Source organism: Streptomyces carpinensis (assembly GCF_002154505.1).
GTDB lineage: Bacteria > Actinomycetota > Actinomycetes > Streptomycetales > Streptomycetaceae > Streptomyces > Streptomyces carpinensis.
In genome coordinates, this window is sequence record NZ_MUBM01000384.1 from 1 (window position 1) to 26,392 (window position 26,392).

General features: G+C 71.2%; 19 protein-coding genes. 9 read left to right on the forward strand and 10 right to left on the reverse strand.

The window, feature by feature from the left end; genetic code table 11:
- Window positions 1-68 precede the first annotated feature (68 nt).
- A complete protein-coding gene (locus BZY54_RS39550; RefSeq protein ID WP_279634748.1) occupies window positions 69-1,103 on the reverse strand; it encodes a LacI family DNA-binding transcriptional regulator in 1,035 nt (344 codons plus the stop codon).
- Between the two features lie 436 nt (window positions 1,104-1,539).
- Here BZY54_RS39550 and BZY54_RS39555 point away from each other — a divergent pair, with 436 nt between their 5' ends.
- The 8 genes from BZY54_RS39555 (at window position 1,540) to BZY54_RS39590 (ending at window position 15,113) form a co-directional block, all read left to right on the forward strand.
- Window positions 1,540-2,814 carry an extracellular solute-binding protein gene (locus tag BZY54_RS39555; RefSeq protein ID WP_086730183.1) on the forward strand — a complete coding sequence of 425 codons (1,275 nt, stop codon included), beginning with the start codon at window positions 1,540-1,542 and terminating at the stop codon, window positions 2,812-2,814.
- 103 nt (window positions 2,815-2,917) lie between these two features.
- On the forward strand, window positions 2,918-3,925 hold the full coding sequence (locus BZY54_RS39560) for a carbohydrate ABC transporter permease (RefSeq protein WP_086730184.1): 1,008 nt from the start codon (window positions 2,918-2,920) through the stop codon (window positions 3,923-3,925).
- Window positions 3,926-3,938: 13 nt separating this feature from the next.
- Window positions 3,939-4,847 carry a sugar ABC transporter permease gene (locus BZY54_RS39565; RefSeq protein WP_086730185.1) on the forward strand — a complete coding sequence of 303 codons (909 nt, stop codon included), beginning with the start codon at window positions 3,939-3,941 and terminating at the stop codon, window positions 4,845-4,847.
- Window positions 4,848-5,094: 247 nt separating this feature from the next.
- Window positions 5,095-6,777 (forward strand): glycoside hydrolase family 13 protein, encoded by a 1,683-nt coding sequence (locus BZY54_RS39570; protein WP_086730186.1) that lies wholly within the window; start codon window positions 5,095-5,097, stop codon window positions 6,775-6,777.
- Between the two features lie 71 nt (window positions 6,778-6,848).
- Window positions 6,849-7,370: a GNAT family N-acetyltransferase gene (locus BZY54_RS39575; RefSeq protein WP_244217562.1), complete on the forward strand. Its 522-nt coding sequence runs from the start codon at window positions 6,849-6,851 to the stop codon at window positions 7,368-7,370.
- 344 nt (window positions 7,371-7,714) lie between these two features.
- Window positions 7,715-9,091, forward strand: coding sequence for an alpha-amylase (locus tag BZY54_RS39580; protein ID WP_086730188.1), 1,377 nt, complete (start codon window positions 7,715-7,717; stop codon window positions 9,089-9,091).
- A 216-nt stretch (window positions 9,092-9,307) separates the two neighbouring features.
- On the forward strand, window positions 9,308-14,719 hold the full coding sequence (gene pulA / locus BZY54_RS39585) for a pullulanase-type alpha-1,6-glucosidase (protein WP_086730189.1): 5,412 nt from the start codon (window positions 9,308-9,310) through the stop codon (window positions 14,717-14,719).
- Window positions 14,720-14,756: 37 nt separating this feature from the next.
- The gene (locus BZY54_RS39590) at window positions 14,757-15,113 is read left to right on the forward strand and encodes a 5-carboxymethyl-2-hydroxymuconate Delta-isomerase (RefSeq protein ID WP_086730190.1); all 357 of its coding nucleotides are present in this window, start codon (window positions 14,757-14,759) and stop codon (window positions 15,111-15,113) included.
- Between the two features lie 32 nt (window positions 15,114-15,145).
- Here the strand turns inward: BZY54_RS39590 and BZY54_RS39595 are convergent, their stop codons facing one another.
- The 4 genes from BZY54_RS39595 to BZY54_RS39610 all read right to left on the reverse strand — a co-directional run bounded on the left by BZY54_RS39595 (window position 15,146) and on the right by BZY54_RS39610 (window position 19,942).
- The gene (locus BZY54_RS39595; protein ID WP_086730191.1) at window positions 15,146-15,835 is read right to left on the reverse strand and encodes a TetR/AcrR family transcriptional regulator; all 690 of its coding nucleotides are present in this window, start codon (window positions 15,833-15,835) and stop codon (window positions 15,146-15,148) included.
- A 68-nt stretch (window positions 15,836-15,903) separates the two neighbouring features.
- Entirely contained in the window at window positions 15,904-16,968 is a 1,065-nt protein-coding gene (locus BZY54_RS39600; RefSeq protein WP_086730198.1) for a PDR/VanB family oxidoreductase, read from the reverse strand.
- Window positions 16,968-17,888 carry a metal-dependent hydrolase gene (locus tag BZY54_RS39605; RefSeq protein ID WP_086730192.1) on the reverse strand — a complete coding sequence of 307 codons (921 nt, stop codon included), beginning with the start codon at window positions 17,886-17,888 and terminating at the stop codon, window positions 16,968-16,970. Before BZY54_RS39605 ends, BZY54_RS39600 begins: the two co-directional genes overlap by 1 nt.
- A 134-nt stretch (window positions 17,889-18,022) precedes the next feature.
- Window positions 18,023-19,942: a hypothetical protein gene (locus BZY54_RS39610; protein WP_086730193.1), complete on the reverse strand. Its 1,920-nt coding sequence runs from the start codon at window positions 19,940-19,942 to the stop codon at window positions 18,023-18,025.
- Window positions 19,943-20,195: 253 nt separating this feature from the next.
- Between BZY54_RS39610 and BZY54_RS39615 the strand changes: the two genes are divergently transcribed.
- Window positions 20,196-20,609, forward strand: coding sequence for a hypothetical protein (locus BZY54_RS39615; RefSeq protein ID WP_086730199.1), 414 nt, complete (start codon window positions 20,196-20,198; stop codon window positions 20,607-20,609).
- Between the two features lie 95 nt (window positions 20,610-20,704).
- On the opposite strand, the gene BZY54_RS39620 is transcribed toward BZY54_RS39615, so the two are convergent.
- From BZY54_RS39620 to BZY54_RS39645, 5 genes are all read right to left on the reverse strand, one after another.
- A complete protein-coding gene (locus tag BZY54_RS39620; protein ID WP_086730194.1) occupies window positions 20,705-22,243 on the reverse strand; it encodes a DUF1996 domain-containing protein in 1,539 nt (512 codons plus the stop codon).
- Between the two features lie 186 nt (window positions 22,244-22,429).
- Window positions 22,430-23,083, reverse strand: a complete 654-nt coding sequence (locus tag BZY54_RS39625; protein WP_086730195.1) for a response regulator transcription factor — start codon at window positions 23,081-23,083, stop codon at window positions 22,430-22,432.
- The gene (locus BZY54_RS39630) at window positions 23,068-24,318 is read right to left on the reverse strand and encodes a sensor histidine kinase (protein ID WP_244217563.1); all 1,251 of its coding nucleotides are present in this window, start codon (window positions 24,316-24,318) and stop codon (window positions 23,068-23,070) included. Before BZY54_RS39630 ends, BZY54_RS39625 begins: the two co-directional genes overlap by 16 nt.
- A gap of 353 nt (window positions 24,319-24,671) precedes the next feature.
- Window positions 24,672-25,670: an NAD-dependent epimerase/dehydratase family protein gene (locus BZY54_RS39640; protein WP_086730197.1), complete on the reverse strand. Its 999-nt coding sequence runs from the start codon at window positions 25,668-25,670 to the stop codon at window positions 24,672-24,674.
- A 125-nt stretch (window positions 25,671-25,795) separates the two neighbouring features.
- Window positions 25,796-26,392, reverse strand: a 597-nt coding sequence (locus tag BZY54_RS39645; RefSeq protein ID WP_086730200.1) for a winged helix-turn-helix domain-containing protein, incomplete at its 5' end; no start/stop codon positions are given.

Here is a 26,392-nt window from a genome sequence, read left to right on the forward strand (position 1 = left end):
CGATCGCAAGGCGCCGGAGCGCCCACGTGGGCGCTCCGGCAACGCCGCGGGCATTCGTCAGGCAGCCCCTAGGCGCGGTTGCGGTCTCCGGGGGCCGACGCCGTGGAGCCGCGTACCACCAGCTCCGGCATGAACACGAACTCGCTGTGCGGTGCCGGAGTCCCGCCGATCTCCTCCAGCAGCGTGCGCACGGCCGCCTGGCCCATGGCCGGCACCGGCTTGCGGATCGTCGTCAGGGGCGGATCGGTGAAGGCGATCAGGGGGGAGTCGTCGAAGCCGACCACGGAGACGTCCCGGGGGACCTCCAGGCCGCGCTGCCGGGCCGCCCGTATCGCACCCAGCGCCATCATGTCGCTGGCGCAGACGATCGCCGTGCAGTCGCGCTCGATGAGTGCCGTGGCGGCGGCCTGGCCGCCCTCCAGGGTGTAGAGCGAGTGCTGGATCAGCTGCGACTCGACGACGTCCGGGGACAGGCCCAACTGGTCCTGCACCGCCCGCACGAAGCCCTCGATCTTGCGCTGGACCGGGACGAAGCGCTTGGGGCCGAGCGCCAGGCCGATGCGGTTGTGGCCCAGGGAGACGAGGTGGGTGACGGCGAGGGTCATCGCCGCGCGGTCGTCGGGGGAGATGAAGGGGGCCTGCACCTTCGGGGAGAAGCCGTCCACCAGGACGTAGGGCACGCCCTGGGCCCGCAGGCGCTCGTAGCGTTCCATGTCGGCCGTGGTGTCCGCGTGCAGGCCGGAGACGTAGATGATCCCGGCGACCCCGCGGTCCACCAGCATCTCGGTCAGTTCGTCCTCCGTGGACCCGCCGGGAGTCTGGGTGGCGAGCACCGGGGTGTAGCCCTGCCGCGTCAGCGCCTGCCCGATGACCTGGGCAAGCGCCGGGAAGATCGGGTTCTCCAGCTCGGGGGTGATCAGGCCCACCAGGCCCTCGCTGCGCTGCCGCAGCCGCACCGGGCGTTCGTACCCCAGCACGTCGAGTGCGGCCAGCACGGACTGACGGGTGGTGGCGGCGACGCCGGGCTTCCCGTTGAGGACGCGGCTGACGGTCGCTTCGCTCACCCCCGCCTGCGCAGCGATGTCGGCAAGCCGTGTGGTCACAGGAGTGGACTGTACCGGTCGCGATCCCCCGTGCCCACTGATCGGGCGCCTGGTGCGCGCCGTTGTACGGCCCGCTGCGGGCTGCTGCGTCATCGCATTCCCTCGTGTCGTGGTCGGCGTCCGGTCCGGACGTCCGGTCCGCAACGGGATGATTCCTCCCTCGCCACCGTATGGCAAGAGCTTGCAGAGTCTTGCACAAGTGTCCGGGGGCCCACCGAACCGCGGGAATTGGGGGGCGCAGAGGCCGGAGAGGCAGGTCACGGGGCGGTAACTGTCGCGATCCCTTGCACTTTTTTGCTGCAAGGTCTTTCGCGGCGCTTGCATCGCTGTTACGTTCACGGTCGCCCGGCGGCCGCAACGGCGCAGTCGGCAAGTCGGCAGGGACGGCGGACGGGACCGCTCCCTGTTCACGGGCTTTCACCCTCAAGGAGAACTCATGCGGCGTGGCATAGCGGCCACCGCGCTGGTGGCGTCCCTCGCTCTCGCGGCGACGGCGTGCGGCGGGAGCGACAGCGGCAGCGACAAGTCGGCCGGTCCGGTGACCATCACCTGGTGGGACACCTCCAACGCCACCAACGAGGCGCCGACGTACCAGGCCCTGGTCAAGCAGTTCGAGGCTGCCAACAAGGACATCAAGGTCAAGTACGTCAACGTGCCCTTCGACCAGGCGCAGAACAAGTTCGACACCGCCGCCGGTTCCAAGGGCGCCCCGGACATCCTGCGCTCCGAGGTCGGCTGGACCCCCGCCTTCGCCAAGAAGGGCTACTTCCTGCCGCTGGACGGCACCGAGGCCCTCGCGGACCAGTCCCAGTTCCAGTCCAGCCTGATCAAGCAGGCCCAGTTCCAGGGCAAGACCTACGGCGTGCCGCTGGTCACCGACACCCTGGCCCTGGTCTACAACAAGGCCCTGTTCAAGAAGGCCGGCATCACCGAGGCGCCCAAGACCTGGGACGAGCTGAAGTCCGACGCCGCGAAGGTCAAGGAAAAGACCGGCGCCGACGGCTACTGGGGCTCCACCCAGGCCTACTACGCCCAGTCCTTCCTCTACGGCGAGGGCACCGACACCGTCGACGCCACCGCCAAGAAGATCACCATGAACTCGGCCACCGCCAAGAAGGCCTACGGCACTTGGCTGAGCCTGTTCTCCGGCAAGGGCCTGCACAAGGCCGACACCACCGCCGACGCCTACGCCCACATCCAGGACGCGTTCGTGAACGGCAAGGTCGCCTCGATCATCCAGGGCCCCTGGGAGATCACGAACTTCTACAAGGGCTCCGCCTTCACGGACAAGACCAACCTCGGCATCGCCACCGTCCCGGCCGGCTCCACCGGCAAGGCGGGCGCCCCGACCGGCGGCCACAACCTCTCGGTCTACGCCGGCTCCGACAAGGCCCACCAGGCCGCCGCCCTGAAGTTCGTGAAGTTCATGACCTCGGCGAAGTCCCAGGAGACCATCGCCCTGAAGAACTCCACGCTGCCCACCCGCGCCGACGCCTACACCGCGCAGGTCAAGGCCGACCCCGGCATCGCCGGCTACCAGGGCGTCCTGGCCGCCGCCCAGCCGCGCCCGGCGCTGCCCGAGTACAGCTCCCTGTGGGGCCCGCTCGACACCGAGCTGCCGAAGGTCGCCGGCGGCAAGGAGTCCCTGGACAAGGGTCTGAGCAACGCTGAGCTGGCCATCGCCAAGCTGGTGCCCGACTTCAGCAAGTGAGCCCCGAGTGGCCGTCGGATCCGTTTTGGGGGACGGACCCGGCGGCCACCCGCCTGCGCCCAGCCGCTTCTCAGAGCCGTAGAACTTCCAGAAGGTGCCGAACATGACAGTCGCCATCGACCGCGCGACCGGCAAACGCCACGGTGACCGCGCGCCAGGGCCCGGGCTGGGCCAGCGCCTCAAGAACAGCTACCAGAAATACTGGTACGCGTACGCGATGATCGCCCCGGTGGTGATCGTCCTCGGCGTCCTCGTGCTGTACCCCTTGGTGTACGGCCTGTACCTGACCCTCACCGACGCCAACAGCCTGAACACCGCGCGGACGATCGGCGTCAACCACATCGACGCCACGTACAAGTTCATCGGGCTGGGCAACTACAAGGACATCCTCTTCGGCCCGCTGTCGTACGACCGCTTCTGGTCGCACTTCATCTGGACCGTCGTATGGACGGCCCTGTGCGTCGCCCTGCACTACACGATCGGCCTCGGCCTGGCGCTGCTGCTCAACCAGAAGCTGCGCGGCCGGACGTTCTACCGGCTCCTGCTCATCGTGCCCTGGGCCGTCCCCACCTTCGTCACCGTCTTCGGCTGGCGCATCATGCTCTCCGACGGCGGGATCATCAACACCGTCCTCGACGCGCTGCACCTGCCGGCGCAGCCCTGGCTGGAGGACACCTTCTGGCAGCGGTTCGCCGCCATCATGGTCAACACCTGGTGCGGTGTGCCGTTCATGATGGTCTCCCTGCTCGGCGGCCTGCAGTCCATCGACACCTCCCTCTACGAGGCCGCCGAGATGGACGGCGCGAACGCCTGGCAGCGCTTCCGGTACGTCACCCTGCCGGGTCTGCGGTCCGTCAGCTCCACGGTCGTCCTGCTCGGCATCATCTGGACCTTCAACCAGTTCGCCGTGATCTTCCTGCTGTTCGGCGCGAACTCGGCCCCGGACGCCCAGATCCTCGTCACCTGGGCCTATTACCTCGGCTTCGGACAGCAGCCGCGCGACTTCGCGCAGTCGGCCTCCTACGGCATCCTGCTGCTGGCCATCCTGATCGTCTTCACCTCGTTCTACCGCCGCTGGCTGAACCGCAATGAGCAGCAGCTCGCGATCTGAGGCAGGAGTTCCCATGAGTACGACCACTGTCGCGACCTCAGCCGCGGTGTCCGACGACGGCCCGGCGCAGAGCCCTCGCACGTTCCGGGGCCGGGGCGAGCGCAGCCTCGCGGCGTCCCTCGCCTCCCACGGCATCCTGATCGCCGGAAGCGTGATCGCGCTCTTCCCGATCGTCTGGCTCGTCTTCCTGTCCCTCGGCCCGGACAAGGACGACTACCTCCACCCGGGCGGCATCTGGAAGAAGATGACGCTCGACAACTACTCCTTCGTGCTGCAGCACACGAGCTTCTTCGACTGGCTGAAGAGCTCGCTGATCGTCTCGCTCGGCACCACGGTGCTCGGCGTGCTGGTCGCCGCCAGCACCGGGTACGCGGTCTCCCGCATGCGGTTCCCGGGCTACCGGAAGTTCATGTGGGTGCTCCTGGTCACCCAGATGTTCCCGGTGGCCGTGCTGATGGTGCCGATGTACCAGATCCTGTCCGACCTCGGACTCATCGACAACTACCTCGGTCTGATCCTCGTCTACTGCTCGACGGCGGTGCCGTACTGCGCGTGGCTGCTCAAGGGCTACTTCGACACCATCCCGTTCGAGATCGACGAGGCCGGACGCGTCGACGGGCTGTCCCCCTTCGGGACGTTCGCGCGGCTGATCCTCCCGCTCGCCAAGCCGGGCCTCGCGGTCGCCGCCTTCTACAGCTTCATCACCGCGTTCGGCGAGGTCGCCTTCGCCACCACGTTCATGCTGGACGACCAGAAGTACACGCTGGCCGTCGGCCTGCAGACCTTCGTCAGCGAACACGACGCCCAGCGCAACCTGATGGCGGCCACCGCCGTGCTGATCGCGATACCCGTCTCCGCGTTCTTCTACCTCGTGCAGAAGAACCTGGTGACCGGCCTGACCGCCGGCGGCACGAAGGGCTGACCGCCGGTCGAGTGGCGAGGGACCGCCGGTTGTCTGCCGGCCCGTCGTGGCTGGTCGCGCCCACGCGGCGGAGCCGCATATCGATAAAGCCAAGCGCCCCTTCGGGAGCGCTGCCCCTCGAGCTCTTCCCCAAGACCGAGGCGGCCGCGGTGCCCATCCGACCCCGCAGTCACCGCGGCCGCCTCGTCGCTCAACCGCCCGCAACAAGACGCCCATGACCGCACATTCGTCAGATCCCAAGGACGCCATGAGCCAGCACTCCGCAACCGACCCGGCCCCGACGACCGCCACGGCCACCGTCGCCAGACGTCGCGACTGGTGGCGGGACGCGGTGATCTACCAGGTCTATCCGCGCAGCTTCGCCGACAGCAACGGCGACGGCATGGGCGACCTGGAAGGTGTCCGCTCCCGCCTGCCGTACCTGCGCGACCTCGGCGTGGACGCCGTGTGGCTCAGCCCCTTCTACGCCTCCCCGCAGGCCGACGGCGGCTACGACGTCGCGGACTACCGGGCCGTCGACCCGATGTTCGGCAATCTGCTCGACGCCGACGCCCTGATCCGCGACGCCCACGAACTGGGACTCAGGATCATCGTCGACCTCGTGCCCAACCACTCCTCCGACCAGCACGAGTGGTTCAAGCGGGCCATCGCCGAGGGCCCCGGCTCCCCGCTGCGCGACCGCTACCACTTCCGATCCGGCAAGGGGACGAGCGGCGAGCTTCCGCCGAACGACTGGGAGTCCATCTTCGGCGGGCCGGCCTGGACCCGGGTCACCGAACCTGACGGCACCCCGGGCGAGTGGTACCTGCACCTCTTCGCCCCCGAGCAGCCCGACTTCAACTGGGAGCACCCGGCCGTCGGCGACGAGTTCCGCTCGATCCTGCGCTTCTGGCTGGACATGGGCGTCGACGGCTTCCGCATCGACGTGGCCCACGGCCTGGTCAAGGCCGAGGGACTGCCCGACCTCGGCAGCCACGACCAGCTGAAGCTGCTGGGCAACGATGTCATGCCGTTCTTCGACCAGGACGGCGTGCACGAGGTCTACCGCCAGTGGCGCAGGGTCCTCGACGAGTACGCGGGCGAGAGGATCTTCGTCGCGGAGGCCTGGACGCCCACCGTCGAGCGCACAGCGAACTACGTCCGCCCCGACGAGCTCCACCAGGCCTTCAACTTCCAGTACCTGGGGACCGACTGGGACGCGGACCAGCTCCGTACGGTCATCGACCGCACCCTGGAGGCCATGCGCCCGGTCGGCGCCCCCGCCACCTGGGTCCTGTCCAACCACGACGTCACCCGGCACGCCACCCGGTTCGCCAACCCGCCCGGTCTCGGCACCCAGATCCGCACCGCCGGCGACCGTGCACTCGGTCTGCGCCGTGCCCGCGCGGCCACCCTGCTGATGCTGGCCCTACCCGGCTCGGCCTACGTCTACCAGGGCGAGGAGCTGGGCCTGCCGGACGCGGTCGACCTGCCCGACGAGGTGCGCCAGGACCCGGCGTACTTCCGCGGTGCGGGCCAGGACGGCTTCCGCGACGGCTGCCGGGTGCCGATCCCCTGGACGCGCACGGGCTCCTCGTACGGCTTCGGCAGCGGCGGCAGCTGGCTTCCGCAGCCCGCGAACTGGGGCGAGCTGAGCGTCGAGGCCCAGCGGGGCGTGGCCGGCTCCACGCTGGAGCTGTACCGCTCGGCGCTGAGCATCCGCCGCTCGCAGCCCGACCTCGGCGCGGGCGAGGCGGTGGAGTGGCTGCGCGCCCCCGAGGGTGTTCTCGCCTTCCGCCGCGGCGACTTCGTGTGCGTGGCCAACACGACGGGCGAGTCCGTGACGACCCCCTCGCACGGCCGCGTCCTGCTCGCCAGCGGCGAGGTGACCGAGGCCGACGGCGAGACCAAGGTCCCGGCCGACACGACGGTGTGGTGGACGACGGCCTGAGCCGCCCGGCCGCGTGAGAGCGAGGGCCCGCCGCCCGCCGGGGCGACGGGCCCTCCGGCATGATCACGATCATGTCCGCCGCGTCCGCCCCCGCTTTCGCCCGCTGGCCCGTGTCCCTGACGACGGAACGCCTGCTCCTGCGCCCCGTCGAGCCCGCGGATCTGCCCGCGCACCGGCGCCTGTGGACCGACCCGGAGGTCCGCCGCCACCTCGGCGGCCCGCTGCGGGCGGAGGCCGTGGGCATGCGCGAGCGGGGGTGCGTCGGCCTGCCGGGGCTGCTCAGCGTGGTCGGCAGGCGGCAGCAGGCGGTGCTGGGCTCGGTGTTCGTGGAGCCGGGGGCGAGGGACGGGCGCACCGAGGTGTCGTACCAGCTGCTGCCCGAGCACTGGGGCCGCGGTCACGCACGCGAGGCGCTGGCGGCCGTCCTCGCCCGGGTGCCGGCCGGCGTACCGGGGACGGAGCCGGTGGCCGTGACGCAGGAGGCCAACGCGCGCTCCCGGCGCCTGCTCGAAGCCCTCGGAGCCGAGCCCGCGGAGTGGTTCGTGGAGTGGGGCGAGCCGCAGGTGCTCTACCGCCTGGGCCCCCGCTCGTAGGCAGGCGCACGGCGGCGCCGACGGCTGCCGCCGACAGGGTGGTGCGGCGGTCGGTGAACCCGGGGCCTCGCAAGACTTGCGCGTAGTTTCAGTGACCCGCCGGCCGTGGCGGTGGCGGATCCCGTCGGCCATCCGTGCCGCTACCGGCGCCCCAACTCGCCGCAATGCGGCCCTATTTCGCGTATGTGACGGGAGCATGACCGGGGGGTTGACCGCCGGGGTCGGGGCTCGTACGGTCTGCTGCACTGCAAGTGGTTGAAAGCTTGCAGCAATTCCCTTCAGGGGATCTCCCGGGTCCTTCCCGGACCCGTCATCAGATCCTTCGACGGAGAAGGAACCCCCACATGGTCATCCGCAGACCCCTCTCGGCCGCCGCCGCGCTCGCCGCGGCCGCCTCGGTCGCCCTCGCGACCCCCGCCGCCGCCTCCCCGCCCGGCACCAAGGACGTCACCGCCGTCCTCTTCGAGTGGAACTACGCCTCCGTGGCCAAGGAGTGCACCGACACCCTCGGCCCGGCCGGCTACGGCTACGTCCAGGTCTCCCCGCCCGCCGAGCACATTCAGGGCCCGCAGTGGTGGACGTCGTACCAGCCGGTGAGCTACCGGATAGCCGGGCGGCTCGGCGACCGCTCGTCGTTCCAGAACATGGTCGGCACGTGTCACGCGGCCGGTGTGAAGGTCGTCGTCGACACGGTGATCAACCACATGTCGGCCGGCAGCGGCACCGGCACCGGCGGCTCGGCGTACTCCAAGTACGACTACCCCGGCCTGTACTCCATCTACGACTTCGACGACTGCACCGCCCAGGTCACCAACTACCAGGACCGCTGGAACGTGCAGCACTGCGAACTGGTGGGCCTCGCCGACCTCGACACCGGCGAGGAGTACGTCCGCAGGACCATCGCCGGCTACATGAACGACCTGCTCTCGCTCGGTGCCGACGGCTTCCGCATCGACGCGGCCAAGCACATCCCGGCCGAGGACCTGGCGAACATCAAGTCGCGCCTGTCCAACCCGAACGCCTACTGGAAGCAGGAGGTCGTCTACGGCGCCGGCGAGGCCGTCCAGCCGACCGAGTACACGGGCAACGGCGATGTCCAGGAGTTCCGTTACGCCTACGACCTCAAGCGCGTCTTCAACAACGAGAACCTCGCCTACCTGAAGAACTACGGTGAGGGCTGGGGCTACCTGAGCAGTTCGGTGGCCGGCGTCTTCGTCGACAACCACGACACCGAGCGCAACGGCTCCACCCTCGACTACAAGGACGGCGCCAACTACACCCTGGCCAACGTCTTCATGCTGGCCTGGCCCTACGGCGCACCCGACATCAACTCCGGCTACGAGTGGTCCGACGCGGATGCCGGGCCGCCCAACGGCGGTCGGGTGGTGGCCTGCTGGCAGGACGGCTGGAAGTGCCAGCACAAGTGGCCCGAGATCAAGTCGATGGTCGCCTTCCGCAACGCCACCCGCGGCCAGGCGGTCACCGACTGGTGGGACGACGGCGCCGACGCCATCGCCTTCGGCCGGGGCGGCAGGGGCTACGTCGCCATCAACCACGAGTCGTACGCCCTGACCCGCACCTACCAGACGTCCCTCCCGGCGGGCACGTACTGCAACGTGCAGAACAACACCCCCGTCACCGTGAACGGTTCGGGCCAGTTCACCGCGACCCTGGGTTCCAACACCGCGCTGGCCCTCTACACGGGCAAGTCCAGCTGCTGACCACGTCCGTGCAGGCCGCCCGGCGCCCGCTCGATCGGGTGCCGGGCGGCACAGGCGGCCGATGAAATATCTTTCCGTTGCTTTCAAGCCTCTTGCTGCAACCCTTGCGGCGGCGGTACGGTCGCGCGGGCGCCCGGCGGCGAAGCCGAAGGCTTGTGGCCGGCCGGGGCATGGGGTCGGACCCGATTGAGCCGTCATCGCAAGGAGTTCAAGCCTGTGACACCGAGATGGTTGGCGCCCCCGAAGCGCCGCTTCCCGCATGGCAGCCGCATAGCGGCCGTCACCGTCGCCGCGCTCGCCGCCGCCCTGATCCAGCAGCCCGCCGTACGGGCCGCCACCCCGCCCGCGCCGCCGTCCGACGCGAAGCTCGCCGCCGAGCCCGCCCGGCACGACGACACGCGCGAGCAGTTCTACTTCGTCATGCCGGACCGTTTCGCCAACGGGGACACCGCCAACGACAAGGGCGGACTGACCGGTTCGCGGCTCGCCACCGGCTACGACCCCACCGACAAGGGCTTCTACCAGGGTGGCGACCTCAAGGGCCTGACCAACCGGCTCGACTACATCAAGGGCCTGGGCACCACCGCCATCTGGCTGGCGCCCATCTTCAAGAACCAGCCCGTGCAGGGCACCGGCAAGGACGCCTCCGCCGGCTACCACGGCTACTGGATCACCGACTTCACCCAGGTCGACCCGCACTTCGGCACCAACAAGGACCTGGCCACCCTCATCACCAAGGCGCACGCCAAGGGCATGAAGGTCTTCTTCGACGTCATCACCAACCACACCGCGGACGTCGTCGACTACGAGGGCCAGTCCCACGCGTACCTCTCCAAGGGCGCCTTCCCCTACCTGACGAAGGACGGCCGGCCCTTCGACGACGCCGACTACGCGGCCGGCGGCCGGAAGTTCCCCGCCGTCGACACCTCCTCCTTCCCGTACAGCCCGACCGTTCCCGCCGCCAAGAAGAACCTCAAGGTCCCGTCGTGGCTGAACGACCCGACGATGTACCACAACCGCGGCGACTCCACCTACGCCGGCGAGAACGCCACCTACGGTGACTTCTCCGGCCTCGACGACCTGTGGACCGAGCGTCCCGAGGTCGTCAGCGGCATGGAGAAGATCTACGAGCGCTGGGTGCGGGACTTCGACGTCGACGGGTTCCGCATCGACACCGTCAAGCACGTCGACATGGACTTCTGGACCCAGTGGGCGACCGCGCTCGACAAGTACGCCGCCGAGCGAGGCCGTAGGAACTTCTTCATGTTCGGCGAGGTCTACTCCGCCGACACCTCCGTCACGGCCCCCTACGTCACCCAGGGCCGCCTCGACGCCACCCTCGACTTCCCCTTCCAGGACGCGGCCCGCGCCTACGCCTCCCAGGGCGGCAGCGCGAAGAAGCTCGCGGGCGTCTTCGCCGACGACTACAAGTACACGACCGACAAGGCCAACGCCTACGAGCAGGTCACCTTCCTCGGCAACCACGACATGGGCCGCATCGGGTACTTCCTGGAGCAGGACAACCCGAAGGCCACCGACGCCCAGCTGCTCGCCAAGGACAAGCTCGCCAACGAGCTGATGTTCCTCAGCCGCGGCAACCCCGTCGTCTACTACGGCGACGAGCAGGGCTTCACCGGCTCCGGCGGCGACAAGGACGCCCGCCAGACCATGTTCGCCTCCAAGGTCGCCGACTACCTCGACGACGACGAGATCGGCACCGACCGCACCCACGCGGCCGACTCCTACGACACGAGCGCGCCGCTCTACCGGCAGATCGCCGAGCTGGCGAAGCTGCGCAAGGACAACCCGGCCCTCACCGACGGCGTCCAGGCCGAGCGGTACGCGGCCGACGGCGCCGGGGTCTACGCCTTCACCCGCACGGACGCAAGGACGGGACAGGAGTACGTCGTCGCCCTCAACAACGCGGGCGAGACGAAGTCGGCCACCTTCGCCACCGGTTCGGCGGACATGGCGTACCGGGGCGTCTACGGCGCCACCGACTCCGTGAAGTCCGACGGCGACCGCAAGGTCAGCGTGACCGTCCCGGCCGAGTCCGCGGTCGTCTACAAGGCCGCCGCCCCGCTCGGCAAGCCCGCCGCCGAGCCGACGATCACCCTGACGGCCCCGGCCGCCGGCGCCACCGGCACGGTGGACCTCACGGCCGACGTCGACGGCGAGGGGCTCGACCGGGTCGTCTTCGCCGCCCAGGTGGGCGACGCCCCCTGGAAGGTCCTCGGCTCCGCCGACCACGCCCCGTACAAGGTCACTCAGACCCTGGCCGGTACCGTCCCGGCCGGCACCGCCCTGCGCTACAAGGCGGTCGTCGTCGACTCGGCCGGCCGCACGGCGAGCGCCACCGCGGGCTCCACCACCGGCACCCCGGCGGCCCCCGAGGTCCCCACCGCCTCCTCCCGCGACTACGCGATCGTCCACTACAAGCGCACCGACGGCGACTACGCGAACTGGGGCCTGTACGCCTGGGGCGACCTCGCCGACGGCGAGGCGACCACCTGGCCCGCCAGCCACCCCTTCACCGGCCGCGACGCCTACGGCGCCTTCGCCTACGTCAGGCTGAAGCCGGGCGCCTCCAACGTCGGCTTCCTGGTCATCGACAAGGACGGCGACAAGGACGTCTCCGCCGACCGGTCCATCGACGTCACCAGGACGGGCGAGGTCTGGATCGAGCAGGACAAGGAGGCCGTGCAGACCACGCGGCCCGCCGACTACCCGGCGCAGGACACCTCCAAGGCGGTCATCCACTACCACCGCGCCGACGGCGACTACGCCGGCTGGGGCCTGCACGTCTGGACGGGCGCCGCCGACCCCACCGACTGGTCGAAACCCCTCCAGCCGGTCAAGACTGACTCCTATGGCGCGGTCTTCGAGGTACCGCTCACCGACGGTGCCACCAGTCTCAGCTACATCCTCCACAAGGGCGACGAGAAGGACCTGCCCACCGACCAGTCCCTGGACCTCACGGCGGCGAACGGCCACGAGGTGTGGCTGGTGAGCGGGCAGGACAAGCCGCTGCTGCCGCAGCCCACGGGCAGCGCCGGCGCCCTGGACCTGTCCACGTCCAAGGCGGTCTGGATCGACCGGGACACGGTGGCGTGGAACGGCGTCGACGGCGCCGCCTCCACTCAGCTGCTCACCTCCCACGACGGCTCGATCACCGTCAAGGACTCCACGCTGACCAGCGACGACGAGCGCTGGATCAGGCTGGAGAAGACCACGCTCACCGACGCCCAGAAGGCGAAGTTCCCGTATCTGAAGGACTACACCGCCTGGTCCGTCGACCCGCGCGACCGGGACCGGGTGCGCGAGGCGCTGAAGGGCCAGCTGGTCGCCTCGCAGCGCGCCGCCAACGGCGCCGTGCTGGCCGCGACCGGCGTGCAGATCGCGGGCGTGCTGGACGACCTGTACCCGGGCGCGACGAAGGCCGCACTCGGGCCGGTCTTCCACGACGGGAAGCCGACCCTCTCCGTGTGGGCGCCGACGGCCCAGAGCGTGTCACTGGAGCTGGACGGTTCCCTGAAGGCCATGCACCGCGACGACACCACCGGCGTCTGGTCCGTCACCGGCCCGGCGTCCTGGAAGGGCAAGCCCTACCGGTACGTCGTGAAGGTGTGGGCGCCCTCCGTCCGCGAGGTCGTCACCAACAAGGTCACCGACCCCTACTCCGTCGCCCTCACCGCCGACAGCGAGCGCAGCCTCGTCGTCGACCTGGACGACAGGGCGCTGGCGCCGAGCGGCTGGTCGCACCTGACCAAGCCCAGGGCCGTACCGCTGCGCGACGCCCAGATCCAGGAGCTGCACATCCGCGACTTCTCGGTCGCCGACAAGACGGTCCCGGCGCAGGACCAGGGCACCTACCTGGCCTTCACCGACAAGGACAGCGACGGCTCGAGGCATCTGCGGGAGCTGGCGAAGGCGGGCACGTCCTACGTCCACCTGCTGCCGGCCTTCGACATCGCCACCATTCCCGAGAAGAAGGCCGACCAGGCGAGCCCGGACTGCGACCTGGCCTCCTACCCGGCCGACTCCGAGCAGCAGCAGGCGTGCGTGGCGAAGACCGCGGCGAAGGACGCCTACAACTGGGGCTACGACCCCTTCCACTACACGGTCCCCGAGGGCTCGTACGCCACCGACCCGGACGGCACGGCCCGCACGGTGCAGTTCCGGCAGATGGTGAAGGCGCTCAACCAGGACGGGCTCCGGGTCGTCATGGACGTCGTCTACAACCACACGGCGGCCGGCGGCCAGGCGGACAACTCCGTGCTCGACAAGGTCGTGCCCGGCTACTACCAGCGGCTTCTCGCCGACGGCTCGGTGGCCAACAGCACCTGCTGTGCGAACACGGCTCCCGAGAACGCCATGATGGGCAAACTGGTCGTCGACTCGATCGTCACCTGGGCCAAGGAGTACAAGGTCGACGGGTTCCGCTTCGACCTCATGGGCCACCACCCCAAGGCCAACATCCTCGCCGTCCGCAAGGCCCTCGACGCGCTGACCCCGGAGAAGGACGGCGTCGACGGAAAGAAGATCATCCTGTACGGGGAGGGCTGGAACTTCGGCGAGGTCGCCGACGACGCACGGTTCGTGCAGGCCACGCAGAAGAACATGGCCGGCACCGGCATCGCGACCTTCTCCGACCGGGCCCGTGACGCGGTGCGCGGCGGCAGCCCCTTCGACTCCGACCCCGGAGTCCAGGGCTTCGCCTCCGGCCTGTACACCGACCCCAACTCCTCGTCCGCCAACGGCACGAAGGAGGAGCAGAAGGCCCGTCTGCTGCACTACCAGGATCTGATCAAGGTCGGCCTCACCGGCAACCTGGCCAAGTACCGCTTCACGGACTTTGACGGCAAGGAGGTCAGCGGCGCGGAGGTCGACTACAACGGGGCTCCCGCCGGGTACGCGGACGCCCCCGGCGACGCCCTCGCCTACGTCGACGCGCACGACAACGAGTCGCTGTTCGACGCCCTCGCCTACAAGCTGCCGAAGGACACCACCGCGGCCGACCGGACCCGGATGCAGGTCCTGGCCATGGCGACGGCGACGCTCTCGCAGGGCCCGGCGCTCTCCCAGGCCGGCACCGACCTGCTGCGCTCGAAGTCGCTGGACCGCAACTCCTTCGACAGCGGGGACTGGTTCAACGCGATCCACTGGAACTGCGCGGACGGCAACGGCTTCGGCCGCGGGCTGCCCATGGCCGCCGACAACCAGTCCAAGTGGCCCTACGCCAAGCCGCTGCTCAGCTCCGTCTCGGTGGGCTGCCCGCAGATCGAGGGCGCCTCGGCCGCCTACCGGGACCTGCTGAGGATCCGCACCACGGAGCCGGCCTTCTCCCTCGCCTCGACCGCGCAGGTTCAGTCGCAGCTGTCCTTCCCGCTGTCGGGGAAGGACGAGACACCGGGCGTGATCACCATGAGGGTCGGTGATCTGGTGGTGGTGTTCAACGCGACACCCGAGCGGCAGGAGCAGCGGGTCGCCGCCCTCGCCGGGACGCACTACCGGCTGCACCCGGTGCAGGCGGCGGGCGCGGACCCGGTGGTGAAGACCTCGTCGTACACGGCGGCGACCGGCACCTTCGCCGTTCCGGCCCGTACGGTCGCGGTGTTCACGAACTAGGCTGGCCCCCAGGTTGCCGTAGAACAGGAGTGCGCTCATGCCGCAGATCACCGTCGACTACTCCGAGCAGCTGGCGGACGCCTTCGACCGCCATGCCTTCGCGCGGGAGCTGCACGACCGGACGGTCGAGATCGCGGCCGCGAAGCCCCCGGCGTGCAAGACGCAGTTCCGCCGGACCGAGGACACCACCGTCGGCCCGGACACCGAGGGGCACGCGATCGTGCACGTCACCATCGGCCTGCTGGCCGGGCGCACCGAGGAGACCAAGGCGCGCCTGGCGGAGGCCGCCCTGGAGACGCTGCGCGCGCATGTGAAGCCGGTGGAGGGGCTGGCGCTGCACGCGTCGGCCGAGGTGCGCGACCTCGATCCGTCCTACCGGAAGTTCGACGCCTAGGAATCGTGTTCCAGGCGCCTGGTGCGCGTGTTCTAGGAGGCGAGAGCGACGAGCCGGCCGACCAGGTCCGCGAAGGGACCGTCGGCCGGCTCGTCCTTGAAGACCGTGCGGATCAGGGCGCCCATCTCCTCGTCGTAGGCGGCGCTGACGGCGGCGAGCGCGGCGAAGTCGTGCACCAGCTGCTTCTCCAGCTCGGCACGCGGGATGCGCCGGCCGTCCAGCCAGATCAGCGCCGTCGACTCGGCGAGCGAGATCCACGAGCGGACGACCAGTTCCAGCCGCGCGGGCGGTTCCTGCACCCCCAGATGCGCAAGGATCTGGTCACGGGCGGCCTGCCGGACGGAGTCGATGAGCGCGTTCGTCGTCGACGAGCCGACCGCCGGGCCGCCGCGCATCAGGGCCGAGAAACCGGGCCCGTGCTCGTCCACGAAGTCGAAGAACCGGCGCATCACGCGCAGCAGCCGAGTCCCCAGCGGGCCCTCGTGCGGCTCCACGAACCGGGCCGCCAGATCCTCCGAGGCTCGCTTCAAGGCCGCTTCGTACAGGCTGAGTTTGCCGGGGAAGTAGTGGTAGACCAGTGGGCGCGATATGCCCGCCGCCGACGCTATCTCGTCGATGGAGACGTCGTCGGGGGAGCGTTGGCTGAACAGTTCGAGGGCGACGCCGATCAACTGCTGGCGCCGCTCATCGACGCCCATTCTGCGACGAACCCCGGTAGTCATGCGCCCACTTTACCGATCGGATCCGGCCGCGAACCGGTCGTGGCGACCGAGGTGTTCGCACGGACGCCTCACAAGTCCAGCACAAGACGATCGCTTCGGGCCCGCGACACGCAGATCAGCATCGAGTCGTCGCGCTCCGCGTCCGTCAGCAGTTCGTCGCGGTGGTCCACCTCGCCCTCCAGCACCCGCTGCTGGCAGGTCCCGCAGAAGCCCTGCTCGCAGGAGTACGCGGTGTCCGGCAGCTCGGCGCGGACGGCGGCCAGCACGGTGGAGTCCGCCGGGACCGTCACCGTCCGTCCGCTGCGGCGCAGTTCCACCTCGAAGGCACGCTCGCCACCCGTCCCGGTGCGTGGAGCGAACCGCTCCAGGTGCAGCGTGGCCCCCGTCGCCAGCCGCGCGGTGGCCTCTTCGACCGCTGCCATCAGTCCCTCCGGGCCGCAGCAGTAGACCGCGGTGCCCTCGGGCGGATCGGTCAGCAGCGCGTCGAGATCGGGCCGTCCCGACTCGTCCTCGGCGACCACGGTCACCCGCGAGCGGCCCGAGTCCAGCTTGGCCACCTCCTCGAGGAACGGCATCGACGCCCGCGTCCGCCCGCCGTACAGCAGCCGCCACTCGGCGTTCTCCGGGAGCGCCCGCAGCATGGGCAGGATCGGGGTGATGCCGATGCCGCCCGCGACGAAGACGTAGGCGGGTGCCTGCACCAGCGGGAACCGGTTGCGCGGGCCGCGGACCTCCACCTCCATGCCCTCGCGGACCTGCTCGTGCACCTCGCGCGAGCCGCCCCGCCCGTCCTCGACCAGCCGGGTGGCCACGGTGTACGAGGAGTCGTCCTCCGGGTCGCCGCACAGCGAGTACTGCCGCACCAGGCCGGAGGGCAGCACCAGGTCGAGGTGCGCCCCCGGCTCCCAGCGCGGCAAGTCGTGGCCCTCCAGCCGCAGTCGCACGACGCCCTCGGCCACCGGCTCGTGCGCGGTGACCAGCAGCCGCAGTGCCCGGGAGCGGGGCCGGCCCGAGAGGGGCTCCTCCAGGGCGGGCATCGGCCACAGCGGGGACGCCTGGATGCGGCGCCGCAGGGCCCGCCGCACCACGAGGGCGACGCCCGCGACCAGCACGGCCGTACGCAGCTTCGGTATCACGCGGTCTCCTTCTCGGACCGGCCGTGCTGCCCGCCGCGGTCGGCCCTCTCGGCCGCCCGTGCCGCCGGGGAGGAGGCGAGGTAGGCGACGGCCTGCTCGGTGGATCCCTCCTGCGAGGGGTGGTAGGTGCGGCTGAGGTAGCGGGGGACGGACCTCAGCACGTCGCCGGTGGCGGGCAGGGTCCCCAGGCGGCCCCGCACGTGGAAGTCCCGGAAGCGGGCCCTGCCGTCGAGCAGCGTGGGGTCGTTCGCCATGAAGAAACGGGCCCCGCGCTGCCACAGGAAGACCAGCGCCGTGAACGCCGTCGCCCACGTGCGCACCCGCCGCCGGTAGGAACCGTCGACGTGCTGGAACAGGTCGAAGGCGACCGAGCGGTGCTCGACCTCCTCGGCGCCGTGCCAGCGCAGCAGGTCCAGCATGGTGGGATCGGCGCCGCGCCGGTCGAGCTCGCCGGCATTGAGGACCCAGTCGCCGAGGAAGGCCGTGTAGTGCTCGATCGCCGCGATCAGCGCCACCCGCTCCATCAGCCACCAGCGGCGCGCCGCGCCCGGCGGCAGGGTCCGGTCGCCGAGCAGTTTCTCGAACAGCCAGTCCACCTGGGCGGTGTACGGGGTCGGGTCGAGTCCGAGTTCCCTCAGGTGCGGCAGCACCTCGTCGTGCGCCTGCGAGTGCATCGCCTCCTGCCCGATGAACCCCAGTACATCCTCGCGCAGCCGCTCGTCCCGGACGTAGGGCAGGACCTGCTTGTACACGTGCACGAACCAGCGCTCACCGGCGGGCAGCAGCAGGTGCAGCACGTTGACGGTGTGCGAGGTGAACGGGTCACCCGGCACCCAGTGCAGCGGAGTGCCGTCCCAGGCGAAGGACACCTTCCGCGCCTTGAGCGGCACCCACTCCGGGGACTGCTTGTTAGACATGGCGTCAATGTACTGGCGAGTAGATCGCCCGGGAACCCCTTGGCGGGGACTTGTTGACGCCAATGTCAGCAAGCGGTGGTGGTCGGTGTGAGCAAGCGTCGCCGTCCGGTGTCAGCACGCGGTGGCGGTCGGCGTCACCGGAGCACGCCGAGGGGTCGGCCGTCGGCCAGGGTGCCGCTCAGGTCCGCCCGTGCGCCCTGCTCGGTCCGTACGGCGAGCAGGTTGCCCCGGGCGGCCGCGCGCACCCCGCCCGACGCGCTGACCGACGCGGTGCCCTCACCGCCCGCCGCGAGCAGGTACCAGGAGCCCGCCCGCGACCTCCACAGCACACCGGCCAGCACCTGCGGGTCGCGGGCTCCGCACGCGGGCACGTCCTCGGCCTTGGCCACGACCGCGCCGTACTTCCCGCCCGGGGCACGGAACTGGGCCAGCACCCGAGGGCCCTCGCCGCGCCAGGTCTCGGCCCGCGTGCACACCCACGCCGCCACACCACTCGCGTCGGGCAGCGGCTGTGCGGCGTACTGCCAGGCGTTGACCGATCGCACGCCCTGACCGCGCACGGCGCCCAGCGAGCAGGCGTACGGCGCCCAGGCGCGCAGCTCCGAAGCGCTCGACGCCTCGTGCGGAGCGGCCGGGCGGCCCGTGGTGAGATGAGCGGGGACCAGTTCGCCCAGGTCGCTCAGGACCCGTGTGCCGCCGTCACCGGTCAGCTGGAGCACGTTCCACCGGGTGCAGGTGCCGGCCTGCTCGGCCGGACTGGCCAGCGGCCCGGTGACGCCGTCCTTCAGACCCAGGTCCAGCGGCGCGGACGCGGGCTGCGACAGGTCCCGCTGGGCCGCCCTCGTCACCCAGGGCGCCGTCAGATAGCGGACGTTGCCGTCGGAGCGGTCCAGGACCACGGCGGACGCCTCGGCGCCGGTGGCGCCGTCGACGCGGGCGAAGTCGAGGGCGGCTCCGGCCGTGGACTGTTTCGGCTCGGCGTAGCGGACGATGCGCAGTCCGTCGTAGAGGATCACCACGTGCGCGTTGTCGACGTCGCCGGCGTAGAGCAGCCGCGCCGGTCCGGCGGGCCCGCCCGAGGCGGTGCCCGAGGTGGCCGAGACGCGGACGGACCCACCGGGCCGTGCCCACACGGCGAGGGCCCGGCGCAGCAGCGCCTTGTCACCGGTCAGGTCGCCGCGCGCGGGCCACACGGAGAAGTCCAGGCGGGCGGAGGTCCGCCAGGCGGCGGGGGCGGCCCGGATCAGTTTCGCCGGGTCCAGGGCGGCCTCGGCGGACGGGTTCTGCGCGTAGGCGGGGGCGGCGGCGCCGTCCGGACCCCAGCCACCGCCGGGCAGCGCGACCAGCGCACCGCACACGGCGAGTGCCGCCGCCGCGGCGAGCGCGGCCTTGGTGTGCTGCCTGCGCCGCATCAGGTCGGTGGGCCGGGCCTGCAGCGAACAGGGGTCGAACTCGGGGGAGTCCAGCAGCGCGTACTGCGCGGGCACCCGGTCGGCCATGCGCAGGGCGGTGCCCGGGTCGGCGACGCCCGCGGCCGACAGCACCTGCCGTACGGCGGCGTCCGGCAGCCGCTCCAGCCCGCGCAGCACGTAGGCGGCGCGGGCCGGGCCGGACAGGGACGCCAGCTTCTGGTCCAGGGCCAGTTCGTCGGCGCCGCCCGAGCGCGGGAACAGCCTCAGTCCCCACACCTGGGGGAGCAGCGGCGGCAGTTGAGCGCGCCGGGGGAACGGCCGCCCGCGCCTGCGCGGCCGGTCCGCGTCCAGCGCCGCACGGACCACCTCGGTCCGGAGGAAGGCGTAGCCGGGGTCGGTGTCGCGGCCGGTCGGCTGGGCCGGGATCACGGACGCCCTGCCTCGGCCCCGGGGCAGGGCGCGCTGGGTGAGGGAGTGCGCGGTCAGGACTCGGCGGCTCCGGCCCAGGCCCGGCGGCAGTACCAGGTAGGCGAGCCGGACGAGCCGAGGGTAGTGCTCGACGAGCGCGGCCTCGGCCTGCTCGACGTCGACGACCGGCTCGGCGGAGGACGAGGTGCGCGGGGCGACATCCTGTGACTGCACGTTCAGCAGAACGAGCGAATCGTTGAATGGTCACCGCCACTCGGGTGACCCGGCCCGTGTTCGGGTGTGTAGCGCTTGACGGCCGCCTCCGGCCGCCCGGTGTTCCCGAGGGATGCACGCGTGCCCGCGCGGCCGCGGATTTGAGTGCTGTGCGCGGCCCAGCCGTATCGAAGGGCGAGGCCCCGGCCGGGGCTCCGAGCGGCATGCCCGAACCGCCTGCCGCCGAATGGACCGCCGGAAGCGGGAGGAACAGATGAGGGTGACCCGACCGATGCTCGCGGCCGCCGGTGCCGTGGCGGCGGTGGCACTGGCGGGCTGCGGCTCCGGCGGCGACGCGGCGGCGAAGGTGCAGCCGGTGGCGAGCGGCAGCCTGGAGAGCCTGGCCGCCGCGGTGAAGTGCAGGCCGGACATCCAGACCGACGCGGACACGATCCGGCAGGCGATCTGCACCAACTCCGCCGGCAGGTTCGTCCTCGCCACCTTCTCCACCGACCGCGGCCAGCGGGAGTGGATCAACGAGGCCAAGGACTACGGCGGTTTCTACCTCGTCGGCCGCAAGTGGGTCGCCGTCGGCGACGACGGCGTGGTCACGGCGCTGCGCGGCACCCTCGGCGGGGACGTGGAGATCGGGACCGACCACCACGCGCACGCGGGTCACGCCGGCTGAGCCGCCGCGCACCCGGAAGCACGCGCGGGCACGCGGAAGGCCGACGGCGGGAATCCGCCGCCGGCCTCCTCGTCCGGTCCCTCACACGTGCGCTGCTAGCACCTGCGCCCGGAGTTGACGCAGTTGGCGATCTTGTTCGCCAGGTTGCCGGTCGTGACGCTGATGAAGTCGTCGTGGTCGGTGATCGGCTTGTGCAGCTGCTCCGGGAAGCCGTCGACCGCGTAGGCGTTCTTCACCTGGCCGTTCTGGATCTGCGGCGGCGGCACGTCGTACACCAGCCGCATCGTCAGCTGCGGAATCGCCTTGAAGCCGTTCTGGCAGTTGCCGCCGGCGTCGGCGAAGGCCACGTGCGTGCGGTGGTTGGCGCTGTCGATGTTCTGGCCGTCCCAGCAGCTCTGGAAGGCGAACGTGCGCACGACCTGGCTGCCCTGCGGGCAGATCGGGTACTTGTCGGTCAGCTGGACCTTGTTCTCGAAACCGGTGCAGCTCCAGTGCGCGTTGGCGTTCGCCGGGCCGTTGGTGAAGGCCTTGGCGTCACCGGTGATGATGCGCAGGAACTGCGGCATCGCGACGACCTTGCCGGTCGGGCTGCCGACGTACTTGATCTGGGCCACCCTGGGCGTGAGGATCTTGCCGACGTTGCCCTCCTTGCCGCCGCCGTCGGCGTTCTGGTCGAAGTCCTGCGTGCCGTCCTGCACACGGACCACCGGCCAGTAGTACGCCGACAGGTCGTTCTTGTTCTGGCAGCTGGTGCCGCCCTGAAGGAACGTGTCGTTGCTGGAGAACGCGTTGACCTTCTGGTTGCCGACGTAGTCGTGCAGGTGGTGCGCGCCGTTGGTCACTCCGGGCGCCACGATCACGTTGTCGGTGTTGTGGTTCTTGTTGGCGTTCACGCCGCAGCGGGTGGTGAAGCTGCCGGTCGAGGCGTTGCCGGTCCTGCGGGGCTTGGCCTGGACGTTGGGCTGGACCTTCGTGATGTCGACGAAGTCGTCGGCGGAGGGGCCGTTGCCCGCCTGGCCGCCGTTGGCGCCCTGCTGGCCGCCCGCGCCGTTCTGGCCGGTGTTCTGACCACTGCCGTTCTGGCCGCCGCTCTGCTGCTGGCCGCCGGGGTTCTGCCCGGCGCCGCCCTGCTGGCCCCCGCTGTTCTGCTGGTTCGGGTCGGCGGGTGTGCCGGTGCACGAGGTGAGGCCGTCCAGGTCGCCGGGAGCCCTGCCGCCCGCCCGGTTGATCTCCAGCTTGATCCGGTCGACGATCACCTGCCGCCGGTCCTTCAGGGGTCCCAGGATGCTGTTCTGGACGAAACTCGCGTCCCGGGCCTGGGCGTCCCGCGTGGTCGCCAGACGTTGGTAGGCCTCGGTGATCTGGCGGTCGAGATTGGCCAGTTCGCCGTCGACCTCGCTACGGGCCTGCCGGGGCACGTAGTTCAGCTTCTGGCCGACGTCCGGGCAGGAGATCGTCGCCACCTGGGCGCCCGCTGCCTTCGTCCGGTTGCCCCATGCGTCGTTGTGCGACTCGTGCGCGGATGCGTAGAAGTTCGCCCAGATCAGCCCGCCCCCACCGAGCGCTAGGGCCGCCGATGCGGCAATGACCTTGGTGGCCAGTGGCGTACGGCGTTTTCGTGTGTTGCGTCCCATGGAACTCCTCTGACTTCCTTGCGGGGCAGCATCGAGGCGCCCGACAGGAGTGAAGCGGCTCCCTTCCATACGGACGCCGCCGCAGAGGTGTTCAGCCGGCGCACGAATCGCCTTCGGCCCCACTGGTGGTTCGTGGCATCAACTGGACCTTTTGTACGAGAGTTGTGTCGGTCACGCGCGGGACGGTCAGCGGTCGCGGTCGAGATGGGCGAGTACGGCCAGCACGCGCCGGTTGTCGTCGTCCGAGACCTCCAGTCCCAGCTTGGCGAAGATGTTCGAGGTGTGCTTGGCGATCGCTCGTTCCGTGACGACCAGTTGCGTGGCGATCGCCGTGTTCGACCGCCCCTGCGCCATCAGCTCCAGCACCTCCAGCTCCCGCGGCGTCAACCGCGACAGCGGCCGGTCCGGGCCCGTACGCCGGGCCAGCAGCTGCTGGATGACCTGCGGGTCCATGGCCGTACCACCCGCCGCGACCCGGCGCACGGCGTCCACGAACTGCGCCGCGTCGAAGACCCGGTCCTTGAGCAGGTACCCCACCCCGCCCGCACCGTCGGCGAGCAGCTCGCGCGCGTACAGCTGCTCCACGTGCTGCGAGAGGACCAGCACCGGCAGCCCCGGCCGCTCCCGGCGGGCCCGCAACGCGCACTGGAGCCCCTCGTCGGTGTGGGTCGGCGGCAGCCGTACGTCGACCAGGGCGACGTCCGGCCGCAACTCGGCCAGAGCGCGGGCCAGTTCGGGACCGGTCGCGACGGCGGCGGCGATCTCGAAGTCGTGGGCCTGAAGGAGCCGGACCAGTCCGTCGCGCAGCAGGAACAGGTCTTCGGCTAGGACAACGCGCACGGAATCTCCAGGGTGACCCTCGTGGGACCGCCGGCGGGGCTGTGGACGGCCAGGACGCCGTCGAATGTACCCAGCCGCCGCTCCACCCCGGTCAGACCCGAACCGGTCCCGATCACCGCGCCGCCCGTACCGTCGTCGGTTACCGCGATACGCAGGCTGCCGTCGGCATGGCGGACGTCGACCCGGATCCGGTCGGCGCCGGAGTGCTTGACGGCGTTGGTCAGGACCTCGCTGAGGGCGAAGTACGCGGCGGACTCCACCGGCGCGTCGGCGCGGCCGCGGAGGTCGACGTCCACCTCGGTGGTGACCGGCAGTCGCAGCGCCAGTGCCCGTACGGCGTCGCCGAGTCCGCGTTCGGCGAGGACGGGCGGGTGGATGCCGTGGACCAGGGCGCGCAGTTCGTTCAGCGCCTCGGCGGAGTTGCGGCGGGCCTGCGCGAGGAGCTCCCTGGCCTTTGCCGGGTCCTTGTCGAGGAGCATCTCGACCGTGCCGAGGTCCATGCCCAGGGCGACCAGCCGGGCCTGGGCGCCGTCGTGCAGGTCGCGCTCGATGCGGCGCAGCTCGGCGGCGGAGGTGTCGACGGCGGCGCGGCGGGTCTCGGTCAGCACCCGCACGCGCTCGGCGAGTTCGCCCTGCCGGCCCGCGAGCGCGGCCCGGGTGAGCCGGAGGTGGGCGCTCAGCAGGGCCGGGGTGAGGAACCAGGCGACCACCCAGAACACCAGCCCCAGGCGGGCGGCGGTCAGTGCGGACGCCTGGCCGGAGACGGGCACGAAGGCGTACCAGTAGCCGGTGTGCGTGCCGTCGGTGAACACCCGCCACAGTCCGGCCGCCAGCGCGAAGCCCTCCAGCGGATAGAAGAGGAGGGCGGCGGGCAGCAGCGCGGTCACGAACCCGGCCGTCATGTCCACCACGAGCCAGCGCAGGTCCCGCCGGGTCGCAGGGTCGCCGAGGAGGTCGCGCAGCCGTCGCCACGGGCCGGCACCCGCCGTCGGCGGGCGGTACTCCCGCGGGATCGGCGGCCCACCCCAGCGCAGCACCAGCAGCCGCCTCCGGTCGGCGAACATCCGCACGCCGGTGAGGACAAGGGGAGTGGTGAGGACGCCGACGCCGAGCGGGACGAGCAGAAGCGAGACGAGGGTCGCCACGAGCAGGGTGAGCGAGCCGGCGAGCGAGACGGCGGCGAGGACGAGGGCCCGGGTCCCGGCCTTCCCGACCGCTGCGGCCCGCCCGGCCATGCTCTTCCGGGCGGCACCGCCTCTGCCGTCCCCCCGGGGCGAGCTGTTGGTGTCCATTCCGCCAGTCTGGCCGGGCCACGGCGGCAGGTCACGGGGGCCGGCCCCCCAGACGGGGTGGCGGCGGCACCACCCCCGCCTTCCTGGGCCCTGTCGTCGAAATCCCGTATGCCCCGCGATGCCATGCACGCTCCTCCCCCACTGCCTTGACGGCGCGGGAGGTGCCCCCACTCGCCGCACCAGGTCCAGGCCCAAGTACATCCGGTACGGGGGCCGGTGCCCGGCACACCGAGAGCACGCACCTGACGCTGCGGGGCCCGCCCTCCGGGCGGACGACGGGAGTTCGACGACAGGACCTACAGCCCCAGCACCTTCGCCTCCACCGCCGGGTCCAGACCCACCGGGGGCAGGTCCGGGCGCCGCGGGACGGAGCCGCCGATGCCCCGCAGCCAGCTCCAGGTGTCGGCGACGGTCTCCGTGACCGGACGGCAGCGCAGGCCCGCCGCGACGGCCCGGGAGACGTCCGCGCCGTGCAGGGCGTCGTGGCCCTCGCTGCCCGGGGGTATCCACACGGGCAGCTCGCTCCACGGCTCGATGCCCGCGTCGAGCACGACCTGCGGATCGGTCCAGCGCAGCTCGGCGTCGGCGCCGGTGGCCCGCACGCACGCATCCAGCAGCGTGCCCATGGTGGCGTGCCCCTGCGGGCTCATCAGGTTGTACGGCCCGCTCAGCTCCTGCTCCACCGCCCCGAGGATCCATCCGGCGAGGTCGCGGACGTCGACGTACTGCAGCGGCAGGTCCCGAGGGCCGGGCGCGAGCACGGGACCCCCACGCGCGATCCGGTTCAGCCACCAGGGCAGCCGCCCCATGTTCTCGTAACGACCGAGGATCAGCCCGGAACGCACCAGCAGCGCGCGGTCGGAGCCGAACGCGCCGGTCGCCGCCAGCTCGCCGCCCAGCTTGTCGCGGGCGTAGTCCGTCCGGTCCGCGTCCGCGTCGGCGCCCTCGACCAGGGGCGCCTCCTCGGTGTAGCCGGCGGGCGGCGCCCAGGCGTACACCGAGCAGGTCGACACGTACACGTACCGGCCGGCCCGGTCCCGCAGCAGCCGCGCCGCATCCCGGACCGGGCGGGGCGCGGCCGACCAGGTGTCCACGACCGCGTCCCACTCGCCGTCGTGGGCGGCCAGCGCGGCGAGCCCGTCGGGCGCGGTGCGGTCGCCGCGCAGCGACCGCGCCCCGGGGACCGGCGTCCGCCGCCCCCGGTTCAGGACCGTCACATCCCAGCCGCGCCCGACCGCCGCCTCGACGACGGCTCGCCCCGCGAAATCCGAACCACCCAGCACCAGAAGTCTCATACCGGTGACTCTGCCCGGTCCGGCGGCGGGAGGGAACGAGGATCTGCCGTCAGCAGACCGCCGGCGGTGTTGGGCCGCTCCCGTTCCTCCTTCCGGCCGTTCGTCCGATGGTGGCTGAAATAACGTCAGTTCTCGGCGGAAGGGGCGTACTTGTAGCCCACCCGGCGCACCGTCTGGATGGTCCTGCGGTGCTCGGCGCCCAGCTTGCGGCGCAACCGGGCGATGTGCACGTCCACGGTGCGGCCGTCGCCGACATGACCGTAGCCCCAGACCGTGGTGACCAGCTGGTCGCGGGTGTGCACCCGGTGCGGGTGCGCGACCAGGTGCGCGAGCAGCTCGAACTCCAGGTAGGTGAGGTCGAGTCGGCGTCCGGCCACTTCGGCGGTGCGGCGCACCGGGTCGATGCGGACCAGCGGGTCGCCGCCCTCGGCGCCCGCCTCGGTGGCCGCACCGGGAAGCGCAGCCTCCGGGTGGTCCGGCACCGCGACCGGCACCGGCGGGAACGGCGGCCGCTGGTCGGCCGGGACGAGTACCAGATAGCCGATCATCGGCGGCCGGCCCGGCAGGGTGGGCAGGGTGTGCTGCGGAGCCGGCAGCCAGGTGGCGCCCGGCGGCAGGAATTCCGTCACCCCCACGCTCTCGTCCCGGTCCACGGCCCGCAGCCGGTGCCTGGGTCCGGTGGGAGCGGAGGAGGGGGAGGGCGAGGGTGCGGAGGCCGGGAG

Bases quoted from the DNA above. Each gene is read 5' to 3' on its own strand.
- BZY54_RS39560 (WP_086730184.1), top strand. From the start codon at position 2,918: ATGACAGTCGCCATCGACCGCGCGACCGGCAAACGCCACGGTGACCGC.
- BZY54_RS39630 (WP_244217563.1), bottom strand. From the start codon at position 24,318: ATGGCCGGGCGGGCCGCAGCGGTCGGGAAGGCCGGGACCCGGGCCCTC.
- BZY54_RS39595 (WP_086730191.1), bottom strand. From the start codon at position 15,835: ATGACTACCGGGGTTCGTCGCAGAATGGGCGTCGATGAGCGGCGCCAG.
- BZY54_RS39615 (WP_086730199.1), top strand. From the start codon at position 20,196: ATGAGGGTGACCCGACCGATGCTCGCGGCCGCCGGTGCCGTGGCGGCG.
- BZY54_RS39565 (WP_086730185.1), top strand. From the start codon at position 3,939: ATGAGTACGACCACTGTCGCGACCTCAGCCGCGGTGTCCGACGACGGC.
- BZY54_RS39590 (WP_086730190.1), top strand. From the start codon at position 14,757: ATGCCGCAGATCACCGTCGACTACTCCGAGCAGCTGGCGGACGCCTTC.
- BZY54_RS39575 (WP_244217562.1), top strand. From the start codon at position 6,849: ATGTCCGCCGCGTCCGCCCCCGCTTTCGCCCGCTGGCCCGTGTCCCTG.
- BZY54_RS39605 (WP_086730192.1), bottom strand. From the start codon at position 17,888: ATGTCTAACAAGCAGTCCCCGGAGTGGGTGCCGCTCAAGGCGCGGAAG.
- BZY54_RS39640 (WP_086730197.1), bottom strand. From the start codon at position 25,670: ATGAGACTTCTGGTGCTGGGTGGTTCGGATTTCGCGGGGCGAGCCGTC.
- BZY54_RS39580 (WP_086730188.1), top strand. From the start codon at position 7,715: ATGGTCATCCGCAGACCCCTCTCGGCCGCCGCCGCGCTCGCCGCGGCC.
- BZY54_RS39570 (WP_086730186.1), top strand. From the start codon at position 5,095: ATGAGCCAGCACTCCGCAACCGACCCGGCCCCGACGACCGCCACGGCC.
- BZY54_RS39620 (WP_086730194.1), bottom strand. From the start codon at position 22,243: ATGGGACGCAACACACGAAAACGCCGTACGCCACTGGCCACCAAGGTC.
- BZY54_RS39555 (WP_086730183.1), top strand. From the start codon at position 1,540: ATGCGGCGTGGCATAGCGGCCACCGCGCTGGTGGCGTCCCTCGCTCTC.